Source organism: Pantoea sp. y20, from assembly GCF_054903455.1.
In genome coordinates, this window is record NZ_CM142816.1 from 3,958,735 (window position 1) to 3,979,262 (window position 20,528).

A 20,528-nucleotide genomic window follows, 5' to 3' on the forward strand; every position below is an offset into this window, starting at 1 on the left:
TATGACGGGCGCTAAGCCACGTAATGATGTAAACGACCGATTTTCTCGATTTCGACTTCAATCTCATCGCCGGGGAACATAAACAGCGGTGGCGTGCGTTTTTTACCGACGCCGCCCGGTGAACCGGTGATGATCACATCGCCTGCCGACAGCGGGCTGAACGCGGAGATGTACTCAATGATCTTCGCCACCGGATGCACCATGCTGGCGGTGGTGTCGTTCTGCACTTCGCGCTGATTGAGCCAGGTTTTGATCGCCAGCTGCTGCGGATCGGGGATCTCGTCAGCGGTGGTCATCCACGGTCCGAAACCGCCGGTTTGCTGCCAGTTTTTCCCGGCGGTGAACCAGGTAAACTGCATGTCGCGCACCGTGGCGTCCATAAAGCAGCTGTAGCCCGCAACGTGCTGCAGCGCATCGGCGGCTTTCACCTGATAGGCCGCTTGACCGATGATCACCGCCAGCTCACCTTCGTAATCAAATTCCTGCGTGGTGATGGGTTTCAGCAGCGGCTGCTGGTGCGCCGCCAGCGAATCCGCGAAACGCACAAATAGCGTCGGCGCTTCAATCGTCTCGGCAAACTCTTTGCGTTTGTCGGCGTAGTTCATGCCAACGCAGAACACTTTGCCAGGATTTTCCACCACCGGCAGGAAGCGAATGGCGCTAAACGGGTGATCAATCGGCTGGGACTCATAGGCGTCGAGATCGCTTAACGCGCCGCGTTGCAGCAAGGTTTTCAGGTCCGGGCAGTCAGCGCCAAGACGCAAGCCGATATCAATCACGCCCTCTCGCTGCACAATACCGTAACTTTTTCTTTGCTGGTCAATAAGATAAAAACTGCAGAGCTGCATGACTGCCTCGTTGTGATCTATAAATTGCGCGCAGGTTAGCAAAATTCAGCAGGAAATGCGGACCGACCTGATGAAAATCACGACTGCGTGGTCGCCAGATAGGAGAAGGCGCTCAGCAGGCTAATCAACGTGTTCATGTCATCGGCGCGATAGCCTACGGTGACCGCGTCAATGCGCGTCACGCCGGGGATCAGGCTGAACAGATCCGCCAGCACAGGTTTGCTGGCTTGCAGCTGCATCTCATAGGGCGCGCTCAGGCGCGTGGTGCTGACCTGGCGTTTGCGTTGCACGGCGGCCGTCGCGGCAGCGCGAATGGCATTTTGCGCTGCCTGCGGGCTAATGGATTCGGCGCAGGTGTGCGAGATGGCGCGTTTCACGCAGACGTAATCCACCGAGGGATAATGCTCGGCAATCCAGCCTTTAAGCTGATCGTCTCCGCTCACCAACCACAGCGGCGTGCCCTGTTCAGCCGCGGCTGCAGCGTAGATGTCGCTTTCGCCCATCACCTTGCCGTTGATGTGAATGCGCCAGAACGCACGGCCGTTAATGGTGTGCGCCAGCACGCCCGGTTCACCCGCCGCGCTGTGATAGCCGATAAAGAACAGGCCATCAAACGGCTGCTGCTCAATGCCTTCTACCATCGATAAGCCGCGCGGTTTGCCCTGCACCATGCGCGCGCGAGGATCGATATTTTCCGCACGCAGGTTGGTCATCTGCGCGTGGCTGTCGGCCACCACCACTTCCGTTGCGCCGCCAGCAAAGGCGCCATCGATTGCGGCGTTAACTTCCTGTTCCATCAGTCCACGCGCCAGTTGGTATTCGGCGTGGCCGGGTGAACACTGTTCCGGCCGCATCACGCCGGCGATGCCTTCGATATCGGCTGAGATAAAGATTTTCATCAAATTAATTTATCCAATACTTCCGTTAACGACGGCCGATGATGGCCACGAAAACCGGTGACAGATTCGGCGCTGAGTAAGGCATCCAGCACCGCGTGTTCGGTGGCATCGGCGGCGGCGGCGAGCAGCGGTTCCAGCGTGGACTCTTCTGGCGGTTGCGGCTGCGGCTGGGTGGAAAACGCCAGCGCGATATCGCCCGAACCGTGGCCCCAATAGCTGCCTAGTCGTCCCAAACCGGCACCGGCGCGTTTGGCGACGCGCTTCAGCTGACGTGCATCGAGCGGCGCATCGGTCGCCATAATAATGATGATGGAACCGGCATCGCGCTGCGGCGTCAGTTCCGGCAGCAGCGGCGCGATCATTTCACCCAGGCGTACGCCATCCAGCGTCAGCGCGGTTAACGCGCCAAAGTTCGCCAGCACCAGCACGCCCAGCGTGGCGTTAAGCGACGGAATACTGCGCGATGCCGTGCCAATGCCGCCTTTCAAACTGAAACAGCTCATGCCGCGCCCGGCACCGACGCTGCCGCGCTCGAAATCTGCCGTGGCGTCATAGAGTGCTTGCTGCGCCATCGCTTCGGTGATCGCCAGCGTCTGAATATCGTTAAGCCAGCCGTCATTGCACTCCAGCGCCAGCGGATTGACCGTGGGCAAGCTGCGGCCCAACTCAGGGTTGCGGCTGATGGCATCGCGCACCAGCGTAGTAAACAGCGTGCCAACCGCCAGCGTGTTGCTCAGTAGAATCGGCGTTTGCAGCACGCCTAACTCTTCAACCTGCACCAGGCCAACCGGCTTGGCGAAACCGTTAAACACCGCCGCCGCACAAGGTAGCGGCTGGGTAAACAGATTGTCGCCCGGCGGCACAATCGCGGTAACGCCGGTTTGTCGCTCGCCGTCAGCTAGCGTGTAGTGACCGACGCGCACGCCCGGCACATCGCTGATGCGATTGGTTGGCCCGCTGGCGCTGCGCGGTTGTCCCAGCTGACGCTCGTTGCGCCAGCGTTGCAGCAGCAGGTCGCGCTGCAGTTGTTGAAAGTCCATGCTTAGCTCTTCAGTTTGGGATCGAGCGTGTCGCGCAGCGCATCACCCAGCAGGTTAAACGCCAGCACGGTAATAAATATCGCCAGACCCGGAAACACGCTGACGTGCCACAAGCCCGCCATCATCATGCTGCGGCTCATCGCCAGAATATTGCCCCACTCCGGCACATCGGGCTCCGGGCCGAGGCCGATAAAACTCAGCCCGGCGGCGGTCAGAATACTGGTGCCGATACGCATAGTGAAATAGACAATCACGTTTGACAGCGTGCCCGGCAGAATATGGCGCAGCAGAATCACGCGATCCGGCGCACCGGCGCAGCGCACCGCTTCCACGTACGCTGCCTGTTTCAGCGACAGCGTAGAAGCACGCACGATACGGGCAAATACCGGCACGCTGAAGATGGCGACCGCAATGATCACGTTGTTGAGTCCCGGACCGAGAATCGCTACCACTGCAATCGCCAGCAGCATGCCGGGAAAGGCGAACAGCACGTCGGAGCCACGCATAATCAGCATATCGATCCAGCGTCCGTAATAGCCCGCCAGCAGGCCCAGCAGCACGCCGACCACCATGCCGAGCGTCACCGACAGCACGCCAACGTACAGTGAGATACGCGCGCCGAAAATGATGCGGCTGAACAGATCGCGGCCGAGTTCGTCGGTGCCCATCCAGTGCGTGCTGGACGGCGGCGATGACAGCGCCATCCAGTCCGGCGCCATCGGATCCCATGGCGCCAGCCAGGGTGCGAAAATAGCCACCAGCACCAGCAGCAGCACAAAGCCACCGGAGACCAGCGCCAGCGGATTACGCACCAGCGCGTGCAGGAAATCACGCCACGGCGAACGGATCGCCTCCTGCGCGTGGGCAGGCAGAGATTGCAGACTCATCAGGGCTCCTGTCGCAGGCGAATTGCTGGGTTGACCACGGCATACAGCAGATCGACCAGCAGGTTAATGACGATAAATTCAAACACGAACAGCATGACTAATGCCTGGATCACCGGTTGATCCTGCGCCTTGATCGACTCGATCAACAGCCAGCCCAATCCCGGCCAGTTGAACACGCTTTCGACCACGATCGATCCGCCGAGTAAGAAACCGAACTGCAAACCGAGCATGGTGATCACCGGGATCAACGCATTGCGCATCACGTGTTTCCACGTTACCAGCCGATTGCGCAGCCCTTTGGCTTTGGCGGTGCGCACGTAATCTTCCTGCGCCACTTCAAGAAACGCCGAACGGGTGAAGCGCGCCATCACCGCTGCCACCGAGGAACCGAGCGTGATCGCCGGTAATACGATGTCGCTGGGCTGGTTAAAGCCGCTGACGGAAAACAGGCCAAACGGCATGGCGACGAACTGGATCAGCAGCAGACCGAGCCAGAAAGTGGGCATGGAGATGCCGCCGACGGCGACGCTCATTAAGGTCCAGTCCTGCCATTTACCGCGTTTCAGTGCGGCAAATACGCCGAGGAATAAGCCCAAAATCACCGACCAGGCAAACCCGGCCAGCGCCAGCCACAGCGTCGGCATAAAGCCCTGTTTGATCACGTCCAGCACCGGCTGTTGGGTGCGATAAGTGACGCCCAGATCGCCACGCAGCAGGCCGCCGATCCAGTTGATATATTGCTGCGGCAGCGGATCGTTAAGTCCGAGATGCTGACGCGCTGCTTCCACCGCGGCCAAAGGCGCATCCGGTCCGGCATAGATACGCGCCGGATCGCCAGGCAGCAGTTTGATGAAGCCGAAGACCAGCAGCGAGACCACCAGCAATACGGGGATCATCTCCAGCAGTCGGCGAATGATGTATGCGAACATGCGGTTCCTTTATTTTTTGGGATGGTGCTGGTTGCTCCCAGATCGTGCTGGCTGCCCCCCATCCCGGCCTTCCCCCGCTTGCGGGGGAAGGAGATGCTGCCACATGCCAGTGATGAAGCTGCATGTGGCAGCATCTTCCTCCCCCATTTATGGGGGAGGACCGAGGAGGGGGACAGCGAGCACATTCGTGGGGGACAGCGAGCACATTCGTGGGGTGCAGCAAGCACATTCGTAGGGGGACAGCGAGCCCCCAACCCCACCCAACCTTTACTTAAACGTCGCCTGATTAAACAGGAAGTTACCATCCGGCAGCATCGACACACCGCTCAGCGTGCTGCGTTTGCCGACCAGGTTGTCTGGCGTGCCGAGGAACGCTACCGGTGCCTCTTTCCACAACACTTTCTGCGCTTCGGCGTAGGCTTCACCACGCTTGGCCGGATCGGCGGTGGCTAAGCCACCGGCAATCGCTTTGTCGGCTTCGGCGTTGCTGAAGTACGAAACGTTATACGAGGTCGGCACCCAGGATTCGGTGGCGTAGAGTGGACGCAAGGCCCAATCGGCATCACCGGTTGAGGTCGACCAGCCGCCGTAGTAGAGATCAAATTCCGCCTGTTTCGGGTCCTTCACGCCCCACAGTTTGGCGTTGCGCGTGCCGGAATCCATCGGCGTGACCGTGGCACGAATGCCCACCGTTGCCAGCTGCGCTTTTAACACCTGCGCGGCACGCACGCTGGCGGTGGCGTTGGTGACCCACAGTTTGAGATCGAGGCCATTCGGATAACCGGCGGCCTTCAGCAGCGCTTTGGCTTCATCTGGCGCATAGCGATAGTTAGGCGCGCTCTGCTTCTGGTAGAACTGCACGCCTTCCGGAATCGCCGAACTGGCCGGTTTACCCATGCCGGCAAACGCCACTTTCAGCCACAGATCGCGGTCAATGGCGTAGTTGATCGCCTGCCGCACGCGCACATCATTCAGCGGTTTGTGCTGAGTGTTGATCGCCATGTAATAGAGATAAATGCTCGGATCGCGCTGCACCGCCAGTTTGCTGTCGCTCTGCACGGTGGCGATCAGATCGGATGGCAGCGGCCAGATCGCATCCACCTGGCCCGACTTCAGCGCCGCAACGCGCGTGGCATCTTCCGGGCTGGGCGAGAAGATCACGTTATCCACTTTCGGCCAGCCTTTTTGCCAGTAGCCGTCGTATTTCGCCAGCGTCACCGCTTTGCCCGGCTGCCACGTTACAAACTTGAACGGGCCGGTGCCGACCGGATGCAGACGCAGCTGCGCTTCTTCCGGATACTGCTTGAGAATCGCCGGGCTCCACATCACCGCCGACGGATGCGCCAGCGTGTTAATGAAGGCACCAAACGATTGGTTCAGATCGATTTTCACCTGATCCGGCGCCAGCACCGTTACCTTGGCAATCATCTTGTAAAGGCTGTTGCGCTTGAGGCCTTTGCTCTGGTCGGCAAGGCGATCGAGGTTGGCTTTCACCGCTTCAGCATCGAACGGCGTGCCGTCCTGGAAGGTCACGTCTTTACGCAGCGTCAGGGTAAATTCGGTGGCGCTGTCGTTGCTGGTGTAGCTGGTGGCGAGCCACGGCTGCAGCTTCATCTTTGCATCGAACTGGAACAGACGCTCGAAGATGCCGCTCTGCACCGAGTAGCTGACGTTATCGGAGGTATCGTGCGGATCGAGGCCGGTGATATCGGCATACATCGAAATGCGCAGATCCTGCGCCTGAGCGGCGGCGGCCAGCGAGAGGGTCAATCCCAGCGCAAGCGCAGTACGGCGAAAAATCGGATTCATGAAATCTCCTGGTATTGAGGGTTAGCGCGAAACAAAGTCAGCGACCCAGTGTTGCGGAGCAACCTGGCGATAACGCGGTTTAATGACCGTTTCTCCCACCTTGCGCAGCGGCGAAGGAATTTCGCCCTCTTCGAAAGTGCGGGGTTGCCGGTTCTGGGGATCGGCCACCGGCACCGAGGCCAGCAGACGTTGGGTATAAGGATGTTGCGGCTGGTTGAACACCGATTGGCGCGGGCCCAGCTCAACAATCTGGCCGAGATACATCACCGCCACGCGGTTTGCGATACGTTCCACCACCGCCATGTCGTGCGAGATAAAAATCCACGCCACGCCGGTTTGCTGTTGCAGATCCATCATCAGGTTCACCACCTGCGCCTGAATCGACACGTCCAGCGCTGAGACGGCTTCATCGGCGATGATCACTTTGGGTTTCAACGCCATGGCACGCGCAATCGCAATGCGCTGGCGCTGGCCGCCGGAGAATTCGTGCGGATAGCGCCGCGCATGTTCCGGCAATAAGCCCACGCTGTTCAGCAACGCATCAACCTGCGGCGACGCTTCTTCCAGCGATTTCACCCTGCCGTGCAGCAGCAGCGGTTCGGCAATGGTGAAGCCGACAGTGAGACGTGGATTGAGCGAGGCGTAAGGATCCTGAAACACCATCTGGATTTCACGGCGCAGCGGCTGGAACTGCGCCTCTTTCAGGTTGGCGATTTCATTGCCCTGGAAATGGATGCTGTCGGCGTCGCTGTTAATCAGCCGCATCAGCGCGCGGCCGGTGGTGGATTTACCGCAGCCGCTTTCGCCGACAATCGCCAGGGTTTCGCCCGGCCACAGGCTGAAGTCGATCTGCTCCACCGCGTGCACCTGATGGGTGAGCGCCGAGAAAATCCCGCTGCGAATCGGGTAATACACTTTCAGGCCACGCACATCCAGCAGCGGCGTTTCGTCATAGCGCGCGGTGCGCTGCTCGCTGTTATCGCTAGCATTGCTGCCCAACAGCGGAAAACGCTGCGGCCATGCGTGCTCACGCATATCGCCAAGTTTCGGCACCGCCGCCAGTAACGCTTTAGTGTAAGGATGCTGCGGCGCGTTAAAGATGTCGCTGACTGTGCCCTGCTCAACCACTTCGCCACGCAGCATCACCACCACGCGATCGGCGATTTCTGCCACCACGCCCATGTCGTGGGTGATGAACAGCACCGCCATCTGCTTCTCGCGTTGCAGGTCGCGCAGAATGTGCAGAATGCGCGCCTGCACCGTGACATCCAGCGCGGTGGTCGGCTCATCGGCGATCAGCAGTTGCGGATCGCAGGCCAGCGCCTGCGCAATCATCACGCGCTGGCGCATGCCGCCCGACAGCGAATGCGGATAGCTTTTCATCACGCGATCCACATCGGCGATGCGCACCTGGCGCAGTAATTCACGTGCGCGCGCGTCGGCCTGACTTTTGTCGCAAATCTGATGGTCACGTAGCGCTTCAGTCAGCTGATCGCCGACGCGCAGCACCGGATTGAGCGAGGTCATCGGCTCCTGAAATATCATCGCCATTTCGCGACCACGCAAAGCACGGCGCTGGGTTTCATTCAGCGTGGCAAGCTGATGCACGTGGCCCTGACGATCGCGGAACTGCATGCTGCCGCGATCGATACGCCCGGATGCGGCTAGCAAGCCCATCACCGCCAGCGAGGTGACCGATTTACCCGAGCCACTTTCGCCCACCACGGCGACAATTTCGCCCTGATGAATGTTAAAACTGATGCCCTTCAACGCCTGATTTTCGCCGCTGCGGCCGCGAAAACTGACGCTGAGATCCTGAATCGCGAGCACCGGTTCTGAACCGGCAACGCTGGCGGCGTTGGATGTGAGTAAAGTGTCCGTCATCGTTGCTCCGCATGCGGGTTACAGCCAGATTTGGCCTTGAGCGTAAGAAAGGAAGGGCGAGCTATCGGCGGCCAGCCAAATGGGGCCATCGAGATCGACATGTTCAGCGGCAATCGCCACCGGCAGCGCCGCTTCCATCGCCAGTGAAGAACCGAGCATGCAGCCGACCATCAACCGCATATCGTGCTTCTGCGCCTCTTCCACCATCGCCAGCGCTTCGGTCAAACCGCCGCACTTATCCAGCTTGATGTTGATCATCTCGTAGCGATTGCGCAGCGGCGCGATGTCCTCGCGGGTGTGGCAGCTCTCGTCGGCACACACCGGAATCGGGTGCGTGAAGCGCTGCAACGCCTGATCCTGACCCGCCGGCAGCGGCTGCTCGACCATCGCGATGTTAAAACTCGCCAGCGCGTTGAACAGGCTGGGCAAATCCACGCCCGACCAGGCTTCGTTGGCATCAATGATTAAGGTGGCGCGCGGCGCGGCCTGACGAATCGCGGCGACTTTCTCCAGAATGTCGTCGCGATTAAGTTTGATTTTCAGCAGGATGGCGCCGCGTGATACCGCATCGGCAGCGGCGGCGGCCATGTTTTCGATGGAGTCGAGGCTGAGAGTTTCGGCGGTGATCACCGATGGCGGCTGACGACGCTCGCACTGTTGCCACAGCGTGTGCTTCGCCAGCGCGGCATCGAGACGCCACAGCGCACAGTCCAGCGCATTACGCGCTGAACCCGCTGATAAACGGCTTTGCAGATCGAGGCGGCTCAGGTCCGCTTCCATGGCAGCGCGCAGCGCTTCCAGTTCGGCGTTGACGCTTTCTGGCGTTTCATCGTAGCGCGGCGTTGGCGTACATTCGCCGCGGCCAATAAAGCCGTTCTGCTCCAGCGTTACGCGAATCACCGTGACTGCGGTGCGCGTACCGCGTGAGATGGCGAACGGACGCGCCAGCGGCAGCTCCAGCACTTCAATCTGCATGCGCCGCATGTTAGCCACGCTCCTGCAGCAGCGCGGCGATATCCGCAATGCCAAAACGCACCGGATCGGTAGCAGGCACGCCGAATTCGGCGCTGATCTCTGCACAATAGGCGCGCGCTTCGTCTTCGCTGTAGTTCGAGGTGTTGATGGCGAAACCGGCCAGCTGAACCGCGTCGCTGGTGACGTGCGCTGCGCGCAGGTTGGCTTCAACGCAATCTTTCAGGCTGACCATTGGCTGATGCGGCAGATGACGCATATGCGGACGCCCCATTTCATGGCACATCACCAGCCAGTGCGGCTGCGCACCGTGGATCAGGCCCATGCTGACGCCAGCATAGGAAGGATGGAACAGCGAACCCTGACCTTCAACGATATCCCAGTGATCGGCGTCATTGGCTGGCGACAGCGCTTCGACTGCGCCGGCGATGAAGTCGGCAATCACTGCATCAATCGCGATACCTTCGCCCGCGACCAAAATACCGGTCTGGCCGGTGGCGCGGAAATCAGCTTGCATGCCGCGTTCACGCATCGCGGCTTCCAGCGCCAGCGAGGTGTACATCTTGCCTACCGAGCAATCGGTGCCGACAGTAAGTACACGCTTACCTGTGCGCTTTTTACCGCTGCCGACGTCCAGTTTTGGACGCATGTGGCGCAGGTCGAACAGCTCAACGCCGAACTCTTTGGCCAACGCCACCAGCTCCGGCTCATCCACCAGACGATGGTGCAAACCGCTGGCCACGTTCATCCCGGCAGAGAGGGCGCTTTTTACCGTGTCGAGCCAATGCGTGGGCAAGTAACCGCCGGCATTGGCGGTGCCGAGCACCAGGGTTTTGGCACCGCGCGCTTTGGCAGCGGCGATGTCGAGGACGTCGAGGCCAAGCGTGACGGTGCAGCCCGGCAGTTTGATTTCGCCAACGCACTGCTCTGGACGCCAGACGTGAATGCCGCGTGCGGTTTTAGCGGCCAGTGGATCGGTTACATCGCCGAGGAAGAGTAAATAAGGTTGTGGGATCAGCATGATGTTTCTCGTTTCAGACGGTTTATAGGGCCTGAATCGACTATTTCACGCAGAAGATGGGGTGACGAATGCTTGTTTAGTGGCGGGGTATAACGTGCGGCTATAGCCAGATCGAAATCTAATGGGTGAGGAGATTTATCAGCGAGTTAGAGGAAAAATGGGGAGATTAGCGGCTGAAGAGATAAGAAAATCGTTGATAACCACAGGTCGATCCCTGACCGCGATTATCGAGGGTATCTGGCGGAATGCTTAGTTTAAAGCACCCGGCGGTACGTGTTTGAAAGTCTCGACATAAGAACGGAACACGTAGCGGAAAAAGCGTTTCATAAAGCACCTGGTTCAAAAATTGTTGAAGAAATACGCAAAAAGTATAGCCGCTGAGCGTTTTTACCGCAATTATTTTTGAAGTAGATCACAGAATTGGGGGTTGGTGCGGGTGTGAAGAAGAGGTCGCCATGAATGGCGCAACGACAACGTGGTTAGTTAAACCAGCCTAAATGCTCGCTTAAAATGGTGCAGCCAATGCTGATCAGCACTACTCCGCCCAACACTTCCGCCCATTTGCCCATCACCGGGCCGATAAAGCGTCCAACCAATACGCCGGTGGTTGCCATGATAGTGGTCGCCGCGCCGATGGTGACGGCGGTCATGATGATGTTCACCTGCAGGAACGCCAGGCCAACACCGACGGCCAGCGCATCAAGACTGGTGGCGACGGCGGTTAACGCCAGCACCATAAAACCATGACGCTGCGGCGCTTCGCACGGCTCGTCAGCGGTTTGACGAAAACCTTCCATCATCATACGGCCGCCCAGCATGGTTAACAGCACGAATGCCACCCAATGATCCCACGCCATGATGTAGCGGCTGGCCGCGAGGCCAATTGCCCAGCCAATCAGCGGCGTCAACATTTCGATAACGCCGAAAATCAGGCCGGTTCGCAGTGCCTCTTTGAAACCTGGGCGATGCAGCGACGCGCCTTTGCCCAGTGCTGCGGCGAAAGCGTCCATCGACATGCCAAAGGCCAAAATCAGGGTTGCGATAAATGTCATGGGTTTTCAATCAATGCCGCGGAACCGGCGCTAAAGCCGCTACTTGTCCGCATTTATTGTTCAGTAATGAAAAAGTGCGCGCAGTCTAACACGCAAAAACGTCAAAAAAAAGACAGTAAAATCAGGGATTTAAGTATAGCAAAGGCTATAACTCTTAACTTCCGCTATTTTTGACGCTAAGTGAATGGAATAGAAGAAATTTCTGAGCGCGAGCCGGCGCGGGGATTGCACCGTAGCGCGGTTTTATGCGCTAATGCCCGCGCTAACTGATTTGGACAATGACCATGAATAACCCATTCGAAACGCTGATCATCCCAGGCGGCATTCTGCTGCTAGGCTTTCTTTCCGCCCTGCTGCTGCCCGCGCCTTCATTTGGTATTGAGCTGGCAAAACAATTGCAGGAAAGCCTGCATCTGATGGATGTTAATCAGCTGTATACCATCGTCTTTAGTTTGTGGTTTTTGCTGCTGGGCGCGATCGAGTTTTTCGTGATTCGCTTCCTGTGGCGCCGGCGATCGCGCTGATCGTTTTTCCGGCAAGGTGATGCATTTTTCTTCTGGCAGCTTTACGCGGCCATACCTCAATTCATCACCACAAAAATGTAACATTACTTTTACACGACATGGCGAAATATCGCGCAACATAAAATCCGCATAAATAATCAATTTAGTTAAAACATATATTTTTCAACATATTAAAATGTGATGCATATCACCCGCCGTTTTCACCCCCGCCAAAACCCCTCACAATAGCGTAACAACTGCATTACGCTAACCGTCTGATTAAGAGATAAAAATCCCTTATAACCACGAGGTTGAGCTGATTAATTCTTATGCTGAATCATTTCCGCCTTTAAAAAATAAACAAACGTTTAATTCCGATACGAGAATGTTATATTCGAATGCATATGCATAACGTGCAGTTAACCGTTATCGTCCCCGTGACTTATACCTGAGTCTTAACCTTTGAGAGATAGCGCCACGCGCTCGAAAGAAGCGCGGCTATTTCGCCTGCGAACCTGTTGAGCTTCAGGTCAACAGAGAGAGGAGATGTCGCCTCATGAGTACTACTGCGGTAAATCTGGCGCTCGCCGCCGCTTCAATGGAAAGTGCAAACCTTCAGGAACGAAAAGACGTCGACGTACTGCTGATTGGCGCAGGCGTGATGAGTGCGACTTTGGGCGCATGGCTGCAAGATCTCGAGCCTGACTGGTCGATTGAGATGGTTGAACGTCTTGATGATGTGGCCGTTGAATCCTCTAATGGCTGGAACAACGCCGGAACCGGTCACGCCGCGCTGGCGGAGCTCAACTATACGCCACAGAAGGCGGATGGCAGCATCGACATCGCCAAAGCGGTCGCGATTAACGAATCGTTCCAGATTTCGCGTCAGTTCTGGGCGTATCACGTGCAGAAAGGCAACCTGCGCAATCCTAAAAGCTTTATCCACAGTACGCCGCACATGAGTTTCGTCTGGGGCGACGATAACGTTGAATTCCTGCGCAAGCGTTTCAATGCGCTGCAGAAAAGCACGCTGTTCCGCGGCATGAATTACTCTGAAGATCGCGATCAAATCACGGAGTGGATTCCGCTGGTGATGAACGGCCGCGACAGCAAACAGAAAGTGGCGGCGACCTGGACTGAAATGGGTACCGACGTGAACTTCGGTGAAGTAACGCGTCAGCTGATTGCCTCTTTAGAGAAGAAAGCCAATTTCCGCCTGCGTCTGCGCCAGGAAGTGCGTGATATCAAACGCCTGAGCGACGGTCGCTGGCAGGTCACGCTGCATAATCTGGCCAGCGGTGAAAATCGTGTGCTGACCACGCGCCAGCTGTTTATCGGTGCCGGCGGTGCGGCGTTGCCGCTGCTGCAGAAATCCGGCATTCCGGAAGTGAAAGGCTACGCCGGTTTCCCGGTGGGCGGTTCATTCCTGGTGACGGAAAATCCTGACGTGGTGAAACAGCATATGGCGAAGGTGTATGGCAAAGCCAGCGTCGGCGCACCGCCGATGTCGGTGCCGCACGTCGATACCCGCGTGCTGGATGGCAAACAGGTGCTGCTTTTTGGGCCGTTTGCTACCTTCTCAACCAAATTCCTCAAAGAGGGTTCGCTGCTGGATATGTTCGGCGCGATGAACACCAGCAACCTCAAGCCGATGGTGCAGGTTGGCCTGAAAAGTTTCGACCTGGTGAAATATCTGGTTGATCAGGTGCTGCAAAGCGACAGCGATCGTATGGAAGCGTTGCGCGCTTACGTGCCGCAGGCGAAGCAGGAAGATTGGCGTTTAGTCACTGCTGGCCAGCGCGTGCAAATCATCAAGAACGATGCCGTTGAAGGTGGCGTGCTGCGTCTTGGTACTGAAGTGGTGACTTCGGAAGATGGCACCATTTCCGCCTTGCTGGGTGCCTCACCGGGCGCCTCCACCGCCGCACCGATTATGCTCGAGCTGATGGCGAAAGCCTTCCCGGAACAGATGCGTTCACCGGAGTGGCAGACCAAAATCCGCATGGTGATCCCATCGTGGGGCCGCAAGCTGAACGGCGACGTCGCACTGACCGAGAAAGTGCTGGCCGATACCAGCCGCGTGCTGCAACTCGACTACGAGCCGGTGATTACACCTGATGCCGCCAACGATGAAGCGCGCGAAACCGCGCACGTGGTGGGCAAGTAACAAGGTAGTATCAGATGTTGGCAAGATGAGAGGCCGCGAAAGCGGCCTCTTTTTTATGCCTAACGCAAGAAATGTCCCAAATTGGGATTCAAGTTTGTTATAGTCCCAAAACGGGATTAAGATGCGCTGCATGAGAATCATATCGGTAAGGTCATTAAGGGAGTTTATGACGGCGAACCCCGACTCTTCGCAGCCGTTGAGAGCCTGGATTGATGAAGCACAGAAGGCCGACTGGTCAAGCCCGGCAGATATTAAGGAACAATACCGCCACGCCAGCATCCTTAAAGGCAGCCGAGTGGTATTCAACATCAAAGGAAACGATTATCGACTGATAGCGGCCATTGCGTATCCACAGAAGCTGATATTTATAAAGTTTATCGGCACACATCGGGAATATGACGCGATTGACGCTAATACGGTGGAGCAACGCTAATGACATTAACCATTAAACCTATTCATTCCGAACAGGATTACGAAGCGGCTCTTGAAGCTATTTCGCCGCTCTTTGAACATGTGCCCGAGCTCGGCACACCAGAGAGCGATTATATGATTGTGATGAGCATGCTAATTGAGGCATGGGAAAAAAAGCATTATCCCATTGAGGCTGCCGATCCGATTGAAGCCATCAAGTTCCGGATGGAACAACAAGGGCTTACTGCCAAGGATTTGGAGCCCGCAATTGGCCGCCGCAATCGCGTTTATGAAGTGCTCAATGGCAAACGTTCATTGTCACTGGAAATGATCCGTAATCTGCATAAGCAGTTTGGAATTCCATTAGAGAGCCTGGTCGGATTGTAAGGCGAACGGGTTGCCATTAATGGCAACCCGGAAAGTGCAAAGTGCGCATTTTTGCGCACCGAAGTATCTAGCTCAGCAGCACCGCGTCGTACAACATCCACACTGTTGTCGCCACCAGCGAAAGCGCCATCAAACTGTTAAACGCCTGACGTTTCCACGCGACCTGCAGATGGCTGCGAAGGCGATCGCCCAGCGCTGCCCAAATCAAAATGCACGGCAGATTCAGTGCGGCGAATCCCAACAGCACCGTCAGCACGCCGTTACTGTTGGCGTACATCAGCGCCACGTTGGTGACCATCAACCAGGCCTTGGGATTAACCGCCTGGAAACAGATGCCGCCAATTAGCGTCATGGGACGCGGGCGTTCACGTAGCTGCGGTGCGCCAGCGCGGAAAATCTTCCACGAAAGCCACAGCAGATAGCTACAGCCGACTACCGTCAGCGGCAGGCGAATCGCGCCCATCCAGTGCAGCAGCGCATCCAGCGCCACGCTCGCCAGCAGCATCTGTATTGCGCAGCCTAGCAGGATGCCAAACAGCATCGGCAGCGTGCGTTTAAAGCCAAAGTTAACACCCGACGTTGCCAGCAGCAGGTTATTTGGACCCGGCGTGATCGACATCACGGTGACGTAGCTGAAGAATGAGGGATCGAGCATGATGCGCTTCCTGAAGAATCAATGATGCCTTCATGCTAATGCGTATGTTGCAATGGAAACAGAGACACAAAACCACTATTGTAATGGGTACAGTTGTCTCAAAAATGAATTGTACCCATCGCGCGCGGAGGCTTTTGTGTCCCTTCCACTCTCATCCGGTCAAACGCTGTATCAGCAGTTGGTCGATAGCTTTGCCGAGTCGATACATCAGGGCACGCTGAAGCCGGGTAAACGGCTGCCGGCGATACGCCGCGTGGCACAATCGCATCAGGTGAGTATCAATACCGTGCTCAATGCATGGCAAATCCTCGAAGATCGCGGCCTGATTGAATCGCGGCCGCAGTCGGGTTATTACGTGCGTGGCGTGCTGCCCGCCGTGACGCGTTCAGTAAAACCGCTACCGGCAAAAATCAACGATCCCAGCGCGCAGAAGCTGGAGCTGATTGAGCAAGTGTTCGCGGCGCAAAATAATCCCGATTACACCAATATCTCATTAGCCTGTCCGCAGGATGGCACCTTCTATCCGGCGGCGCGGATCGGGCGAATTACTGCGTCGATTTTGCGCCAGAATCCCGACATTATCGGACGCTATGCGCTTCCACCCGGTAGTGAGCGCTTACGGGAGGAGATTGCGCGTCGTGCCCTGCACAACGGCATCAACTTGCCGCCGCAGGCGATCACACTGACGCACGGCTGCATGGAAGCACTTCAGCTGGCGCTGCGCGCGGTGACTAAACCCGGCGATTGCATTGGTTTGGAGTCGCCGACCTATTTCTTCCTGTTCCCGCTGCTGGCGTCGCTGGGGCTGAAAGCGCTGGAAATTCCTACCGATCCGCAGCAGGGATTGTCGCTGGATGCGCTGGAGATGCTGCTGCAGGAGAAGCGGGTTCAGGCGGTGATCGCCATGCCCGGCGCGCAGAACCCGCTGGGATATGTGATGCCGCTAGAGAATAAAAAGCGGCTGGCGAAGTTAGTGAACACTTACCACGTTCCACTGCTGGAAGATGGTTTGTACGACGAATTGCAGTTTGAGTGGCCGCTGTCGCCGCCGGTAAAGGCGTTTGATAGCGAGGGTTGGGTGATTTACTGCACCAGCTTTACCAAAACCGTGGCGCCTGATTTCCGCGTCGGCTGGACTGCTGCCGGGCGTTTTCATGACGCTATCGCTCACCTCAAAGCGGTGTCGTCGATGGCGGAATCACGCTTGTTAAGTGAAACCCTGGCTGAATTTCTTGCCAGCGGCGGCTACGATCATCATCTGCGCACGCTGCGTCGGCGCTATGCCGCCAATCTGGATGCGGCGCGCGGGATTCTGGCACGCCACTTTCCGCAGGGCACGCGCGCGACCCTGCCGCGCGGCGGGTTTGTTTTTTGGGTCGAACTGCCGGGGAACATTGATACCGTAGAGATGTTTCATCGTCTGCTGCAGGAGCAAATCTGTGTGACGCCGGGCGCGCTCTACTCCCTGAGCGATCGTTACAGACATGCGTTGCGCCTCTCCTGCTGCTACCCGTTTGATGAACGTTATACGTGGGCGCTGCAGCGCACCGGCGCGCTGGCCTGTGAAATGACAGGCCTCGCGCCGGGACAGGATCAGGGTTTGCCGTTGCGGCCCCAGGTGGTGTAAGGCTCGCGCTCGGTCAGGCGTTCGTAATAAGTCTGAACCGCCGGGAAGTCAGGGTGTTCCAGCGGGGTTTCAAACCAGCGGTTCACCGCCAGCCCAACCGGAATATCGGCCAGCGAGAAATTGCGGCCTGCGACATAGCGCCCGGTTTTCTCCAGATGCTGGTTGAGTATGTTCATGGTGTGCGTCCAGCCTTTCACCGCCGCCGCCAGCAAGCGGGGATCCTGATGCGCCGGCGAGTTGCGCACCAGCGACATAAATGCGTAACGCCAGGACGTGTTAAGTTCGGTGGCTTGCCAATCCATCCACTGATCAACTGGCGCGCGCGCGCGGGGATTGTCGGGATAGAGCCATTCGCCGCCATTGCTGTTGGCGAGATAGCGCAGAATAGCGTTGGATTCCCACAGCACGAAGTCGTCCTCGATTATTACCGGCACCATAGCGTTGGGATTGAGTGCCATAAACTCTTTCGAGTGCAGCGATTGTGGATCATCGCCCCAGGGTTCTAATTCGTACGCAATATCGAGTTCTGCGCACAGCCACAGAACTTTTCGCACGTTTATTGATGAAGTACGGCCAAGAACTTTTAACATTGCGGACTCCGATTCCAGAATTCTTAATCTATTCATAACCCTGTTGCTGGCCTTTCGCAATCAGCAGGATGTAAATCCCGATTTCAGACAACCTCAACGAGGAAGGAGTGACAATGAAGGTCGCATTTAAACAGGTGGACGTGTTTACCTCATCGGCGTTTAAAGGTAATCCGCTGGCGGTGATCATGGATGCACAGGGATTGAGTGACGCGCAGCTGACGGCGATTGCGCGCTGGACCAATCTGTCGGAAACCACCTTTGTGCTGCCGCCACAGGATGCGGCGGCCGATTACCGCGTACGCATTTTTACCGTCGAAGGTGAACTGCCTTTTGCCGGGCATCCGACGTTAGGCACCGCGCATGCGCTGCTGGAAGCCGGTTGGCCGCTGAAAACGCCGGGCGAAATCGTGCAGGAGTGCGGCGTTGGTCTGGTTGAGGTGAAAATCAGCGATGACGGTGCGCTGGCGTTTGCCGCGCCTGCCGCCACATTAACGCCGTTCAGTGATGCGCTGATGAGCAGCGCGCTGAACAGTGAATGCTTCGATCTCAGCCAAATGCCGACCATCGTTGATATGGGTATTCGCTGGCTGCTGATTCCGATGAGTAGCGCGCAAGCGGTGCTGGATGTGGTGCCGTCAGCAGCCGATTTACACCGTTTACATCAGCATGCTGAGGTTAACGGTACGGCAATTTTTGGTGCGTTACCGTCGGGCGAAAACGAGCAGTATGAAGTGCGCGCATTGCTGGTTGAGAACGGCAGCTTGACTGAGGATCCGGTGACCGGCAGCGCCAACGCCTGTCTGGCACGCTATTTCGAGGCTAACAAGCAAACCCGGGATTATCGGGCACGTCAGGGCAGCGCGATTCAGCGGGAAGGTCGCATTCAGGTGAGTTTTAGCGATAAAGCGATCTGGATTGGTGGCCAAACCGTGACGGTGATTGACGGGACGATTGAGCTGTAATTGTAATCTGCACCATCCGTAGCGGCGCAATTTATTGCGCAATAAATTGCGCCGCTACGAATATGTGCATCAGTTTATATTTTTACAGACCTTGGCCGCCTGAGGCTTCAATGCGCTGTGCGGTGATCCAGCCGGTTTCATCGCTGAGGATCGCGCTGATGGCATCGCCGATATCATCCGGCAAACCAACGCGGCCCAGTGCGGTGACGGAAGCGATATGGTCGTTGAGATCTTTGGTATCACGCACGCGGCCGCCGCCGAAGTCAGTTTCAATCGCGCCTGGCGCCAGAATGTTGACGCGGATGTGGCGCTCGCCTAACTCTTTGGCCTGATAGCGTGTTAGCACTTCCATCGCGCCTTTAATTGAGGCGTACGTGCCTGAACCCGGCAGCGTCAAACGGGTTAACCCGCTGGAGATATTCAGGATGCGTCCACCATCAACGATCAGCGGCAGCAGTTTTTGCGTCAGGAAGAACGGCCCTTTGAAGTGCACATTCACCAGCGCGTCAAACTCATCTTCGCTGGTCTCTGCGAACAGCTTGTAGTGACCGTGACCGGCGTTGTTCACTAAATAATCAAAGTTGTCACACTGCCAGGTTTTCTGCAGCGCTTCTTTAACCTGCGCCACGAAGCCGTCGAACGTACTGGTGTCGCCCACATCCAGTTGCAACGCCACCGCACGCGCGCCCAGCGCTTCAATCTCCTGCACAACCGCCTGCGCTTCTTCCGCGTGACCGCGATAGGTAAACAGGATATCGGTGCCTTTGGCAGCCAGTTTCAGCGCCCCATTCTTGCCTAAACCGCGATTTCCGCCGGTAATCAATGCAATTTTATGACTCATGTTTCGCTCCAGTTGGAAAATTGAACACGTGTTAAGGATATTCGTGAATAATTGATCTATAAACGCAGAGGAATACGCAGCACTGTTTCACTAACAACAACAATCGGTGAACAACATGGATAAAATTCACGCTATGCAGGTTTTTGTGCGGGTGGCAGAAATGGGCAGTTTTACCCGTGCGGCAGAAAGCTTAGGTTTACCGAAAGGCAGCGTATCCCGCCAGCTGCAGGCGCTGGAGAATCAAATGGGGACGCGCCTGCTGCATCGCACCACGCGACGTGTGCATCTGACGCAGGACGGCCTGGTTTATTACGATCGCTGCCTCGATTTACTATCGATGCTCGACGACATGGACAGCCTGTTCCAGCACGATCCCGGCACCTTAAGCGGCAAATTGCGCGTGGACATGTCGGTGGCGATGGCGACCGGCTTTGTGCTGCCACGATTGCCGGAGTTTTTGCAGCACTATCCCGGTCTGGAAATTGAGTTGAGCAGCAGCGATCGTCAGGTTGATGTGATTCGCGAAGGATTTGACTGCGTAGTGCGCGTTGGCGAGCTGAAAGATTCCGGGCTGATTGCGCGGAAAATCGGCTCGCACGCCTTGATCAACTGCGCCAGCCCCGGCTACCTTTCCCGCTTCGGCATGCCGGTGCGGCTGGAAGATCTGTCGCAACACGCGATGGTGCATTACACCCAGCAGCTGGGACAACCTTCATTGGGCTTTGAATATTTTGATGGCAAACAGTGTCATTACGTTCAAACCGGCGGCGTAGTGACGGTAAACAGCACCGAAACCTATCGCGCCGCCTGCATGGCCGGGCTCGGCATTATTCAGGTGCCGGCGATTGGCGTGCAGCCGCTGCTGGAATCGGGGCAACTGGTTGAAGTGCTGCATCACTTCCCGGCGAAACCGATGCCGATCTCGCTGCTTTATCCGCATCGCCGCAACGTGGCGCGCCGCGTGCGAGTGTTTATGGAATGGCTCAGCCAAGTCCTGCAGGAATATGTAACTTAGCAGACTATAATTGTATTTTCGCAGTGAAC

The 20,528-nt window shown here is 57.1% G+C and carries 20 protein-coding genes; 7 read left to right on the plus strand and 13 right to left on the minus strand.

Annotated elements, in window-relative coordinates:
• Positions 1–11: 11 nt before the first annotated feature.
• The 10 genes from ACYAC5_RS18435 to mntP all read right to left on the minus strand — a co-directional run bounded on the left by ACYAC5_RS18435 (position 12) and on the right by mntP (position 11,341).
• Complete coding sequence (locus ACYAC5_RS18435; RefSeq protein ID WP_462062082.1) at positions 12–848, minus strand: fumarylacetoacetate hydrolase family protein; 837 nt, start codon at positions 846–848, stop codon at positions 12–14.
• Between the two features lie 77 nt (positions 849–925).
• Positions 926–1,747, minus strand: a complete 822-nt coding sequence (locus tag ACYAC5_RS18440) for a M55 family metallopeptidase (RefSeq protein WP_222235034.1) — start codon at positions 1,745–1,747, stop codon at positions 926–928.
• Complete coding sequence (locus ACYAC5_RS18445; RefSeq protein ID WP_462062083.1) at positions 1,747–2,787, minus strand: DmpA family aminopeptidase; 1,041 nt, start codon at positions 2,785–2,787, stop codon at positions 1,747–1,749. Before ACYAC5_RS18445 ends, ACYAC5_RS18440 begins: the two co-directional genes overlap by 1 nt.
• A 2-nt stretch (positions 2,788–2,789) precedes the next feature.
• Entirely contained in the window at positions 2,790–3,674 is an 885-nt protein-coding gene (locus tag ACYAC5_RS18450) for an ABC transporter permease subunit (protein ID WP_007891891.1), read from the minus strand.
• Complete coding sequence (locus ACYAC5_RS18455; RefSeq protein WP_008106670.1) at positions 3,674–4,603, minus strand: ABC transporter permease; 930 nt, start codon at positions 4,601–4,603, stop codon at positions 3,674–3,676. Before ACYAC5_RS18455 ends, ACYAC5_RS18450 begins: the two co-directional genes overlap by 1 nt.
• A 267-nt stretch (positions 4,604–4,870) precedes the next feature.
• Positions 4,871–6,412, minus strand: a complete 1,542-nt coding sequence (locus ACYAC5_RS18460) for a glutathione ABC transporter substrate-binding protein (protein WP_101762769.1) — start codon at positions 6,410–6,412, stop codon at positions 4,871–4,873.
• A 21-nt stretch (positions 6,413–6,433) separates the two neighbouring features.
• Complete coding sequence (locus ACYAC5_RS18465) at positions 6,434–8,296, minus strand: ABC transporter ATP-binding protein (RefSeq protein WP_462062084.1); 1,863 nt, start codon at positions 8,294–8,296, stop codon at positions 6,434–6,436.
• A gap of 18 nt (positions 8,297–8,314) precedes the next feature.
• Positions 8,315–9,280 carry an N-acetyl-D-Glu racemase DgcA gene (gene dgcA, locus ACYAC5_RS18470; RefSeq protein ID WP_210081424.1) on the minus strand — a complete coding sequence of 322 codons (966 nt, stop codon included), beginning with the start codon at positions 9,278–9,280 and terminating at the stop codon, positions 8,315–8,317.
• 1 nt (position 9,281) lies between these two features.
• Positions 9,282–10,289, minus strand: a complete 1,008-nt coding sequence (gene dgcN, locus ACYAC5_RS18475) for an N-acetyltransferase DgcN (RefSeq protein ID WP_110867708.1) — start codon at positions 10,287–10,289, stop codon at positions 9,282–9,284.
• 479 nt (positions 10,290–10,768) lie between these two features.
• Positions 10,769–11,341 carry a manganese efflux pump MntP gene (gene mntP, locus ACYAC5_RS18480; protein ID WP_309832697.1) on the minus strand — a complete coding sequence of 191 codons (573 nt, stop codon included), beginning with the start codon at positions 11,339–11,341 and terminating at the stop codon, positions 10,769–10,771.
• A gap of 284 nt (positions 11,342–11,625) precedes the next feature.
• Here mntP and ACYAC5_RS18485 point away from each other — a divergent pair, with 284 nt between their 5' ends.
• From ACYAC5_RS18485 to ACYAC5_RS18500, 4 genes are all read left to right on the plus strand, one after another.
• The gene (locus ACYAC5_RS18485) at positions 11,626–11,865 is read left to right on the plus strand and encodes a DUF1158 domain-containing protein (protein ID WP_007891898.1); all 240 of its coding nucleotides are present in this window, start codon (positions 11,626–11,628) and stop codon (positions 11,863–11,865) included.
• Between the two features lie 535 nt (positions 11,866–12,400).
• A complete protein-coding gene (gene mqo, locus ACYAC5_RS18490; RefSeq protein WP_192236910.1) occupies positions 12,401–14,011 on the plus strand; it encodes a malate dehydrogenase (quinone) in 1,611 nt (536 codons plus the stop codon).
• A gap of 130 nt (positions 14,012–14,141) precedes the next feature.
• Positions 14,142–14,444, plus strand: coding sequence for a type II toxin-antitoxin system HigB family toxin (locus tag ACYAC5_RS18495; RefSeq protein ID WP_036621935.1), 303 nt, complete (start codon positions 14,142–14,144; stop codon positions 14,442–14,444).
• Complete coding sequence (locus ACYAC5_RS18500; RefSeq protein ID WP_192415454.1) at positions 14,444–14,809, plus strand: helix-turn-helix domain-containing protein; 366 nt, start codon at positions 14,444–14,446, stop codon at positions 14,807–14,809. Before ACYAC5_RS18495 ends, ACYAC5_RS18500 begins: the two co-directional genes overlap by 1 nt.
• 67 nt (positions 14,810–14,876) lie before the next feature.
• On the opposite strand, the gene ACYAC5_RS18505 is transcribed toward ACYAC5_RS18500, so the two are convergent.
• A complete protein-coding gene (locus ACYAC5_RS18505; RefSeq protein WP_176972553.1) occupies positions 14,877–15,464 on the minus strand; it encodes a LysE family translocator in 588 nt (195 codons plus the stop codon).
• Positions 15,465–15,600: 136 nt separating this feature from the next.
• Between ACYAC5_RS18505 and ACYAC5_RS18510 the strand changes: the two genes are divergently transcribed.
• Positions 15,601–17,091, plus strand: a complete 1,491-nt coding sequence (locus tag ACYAC5_RS18510; RefSeq protein WP_336769066.1) for an aminotransferase-like domain-containing protein — start codon at positions 15,601–15,603, stop codon at positions 17,089–17,091.
• Here ACYAC5_RS18510 and ACYAC5_RS18515 read toward each other — a convergent pair.
• Positions 17,058–17,681, minus strand: coding sequence for a glutathione S-transferase family protein (locus ACYAC5_RS18515; RefSeq protein ID WP_101762777.1), 624 nt, complete (start codon positions 17,679–17,681; stop codon positions 17,058–17,060). The genes ACYAC5_RS18510 and ACYAC5_RS18515 overlap by 34 nt on opposite strands.
• A gap of 113 nt (positions 17,682–17,794) precedes the next feature.
• Here ACYAC5_RS18515 and ACYAC5_RS18520 point away from each other — a divergent pair, with 113 nt between their 5' ends.
• A complete protein-coding gene (locus ACYAC5_RS18520) occupies positions 17,795–18,643 on the plus strand; it encodes a PhzF family phenazine biosynthesis protein (RefSeq protein WP_309832683.1) in 849 nt (282 codons plus the stop codon).
• Between the two features lie 82 nt (positions 18,644–18,725).
• On the opposite strand, the gene ACYAC5_RS18525 is transcribed toward ACYAC5_RS18520, so the two are convergent.
• Complete coding sequence (locus tag ACYAC5_RS18525) at positions 18,726–19,484, minus strand: SDR family NAD(P)-dependent oxidoreductase (protein WP_309832681.1); 759 nt, start codon at positions 19,482–19,484, stop codon at positions 18,726–18,728.
• Between the two features lie 115 nt (positions 19,485–19,599).
• Here ACYAC5_RS18525 and ACYAC5_RS18530 point away from each other — a divergent pair, with 115 nt between their 5' ends.
• Entirely contained in the window at positions 19,600–20,499 is a 900-nt protein-coding gene (locus ACYAC5_RS18530) for a LysR family transcriptional regulator (RefSeq protein WP_101762793.1), read from the plus strand.
• The last annotated feature ends 29 nt before the right edge of the window (positions 20,500–20,528 follow it).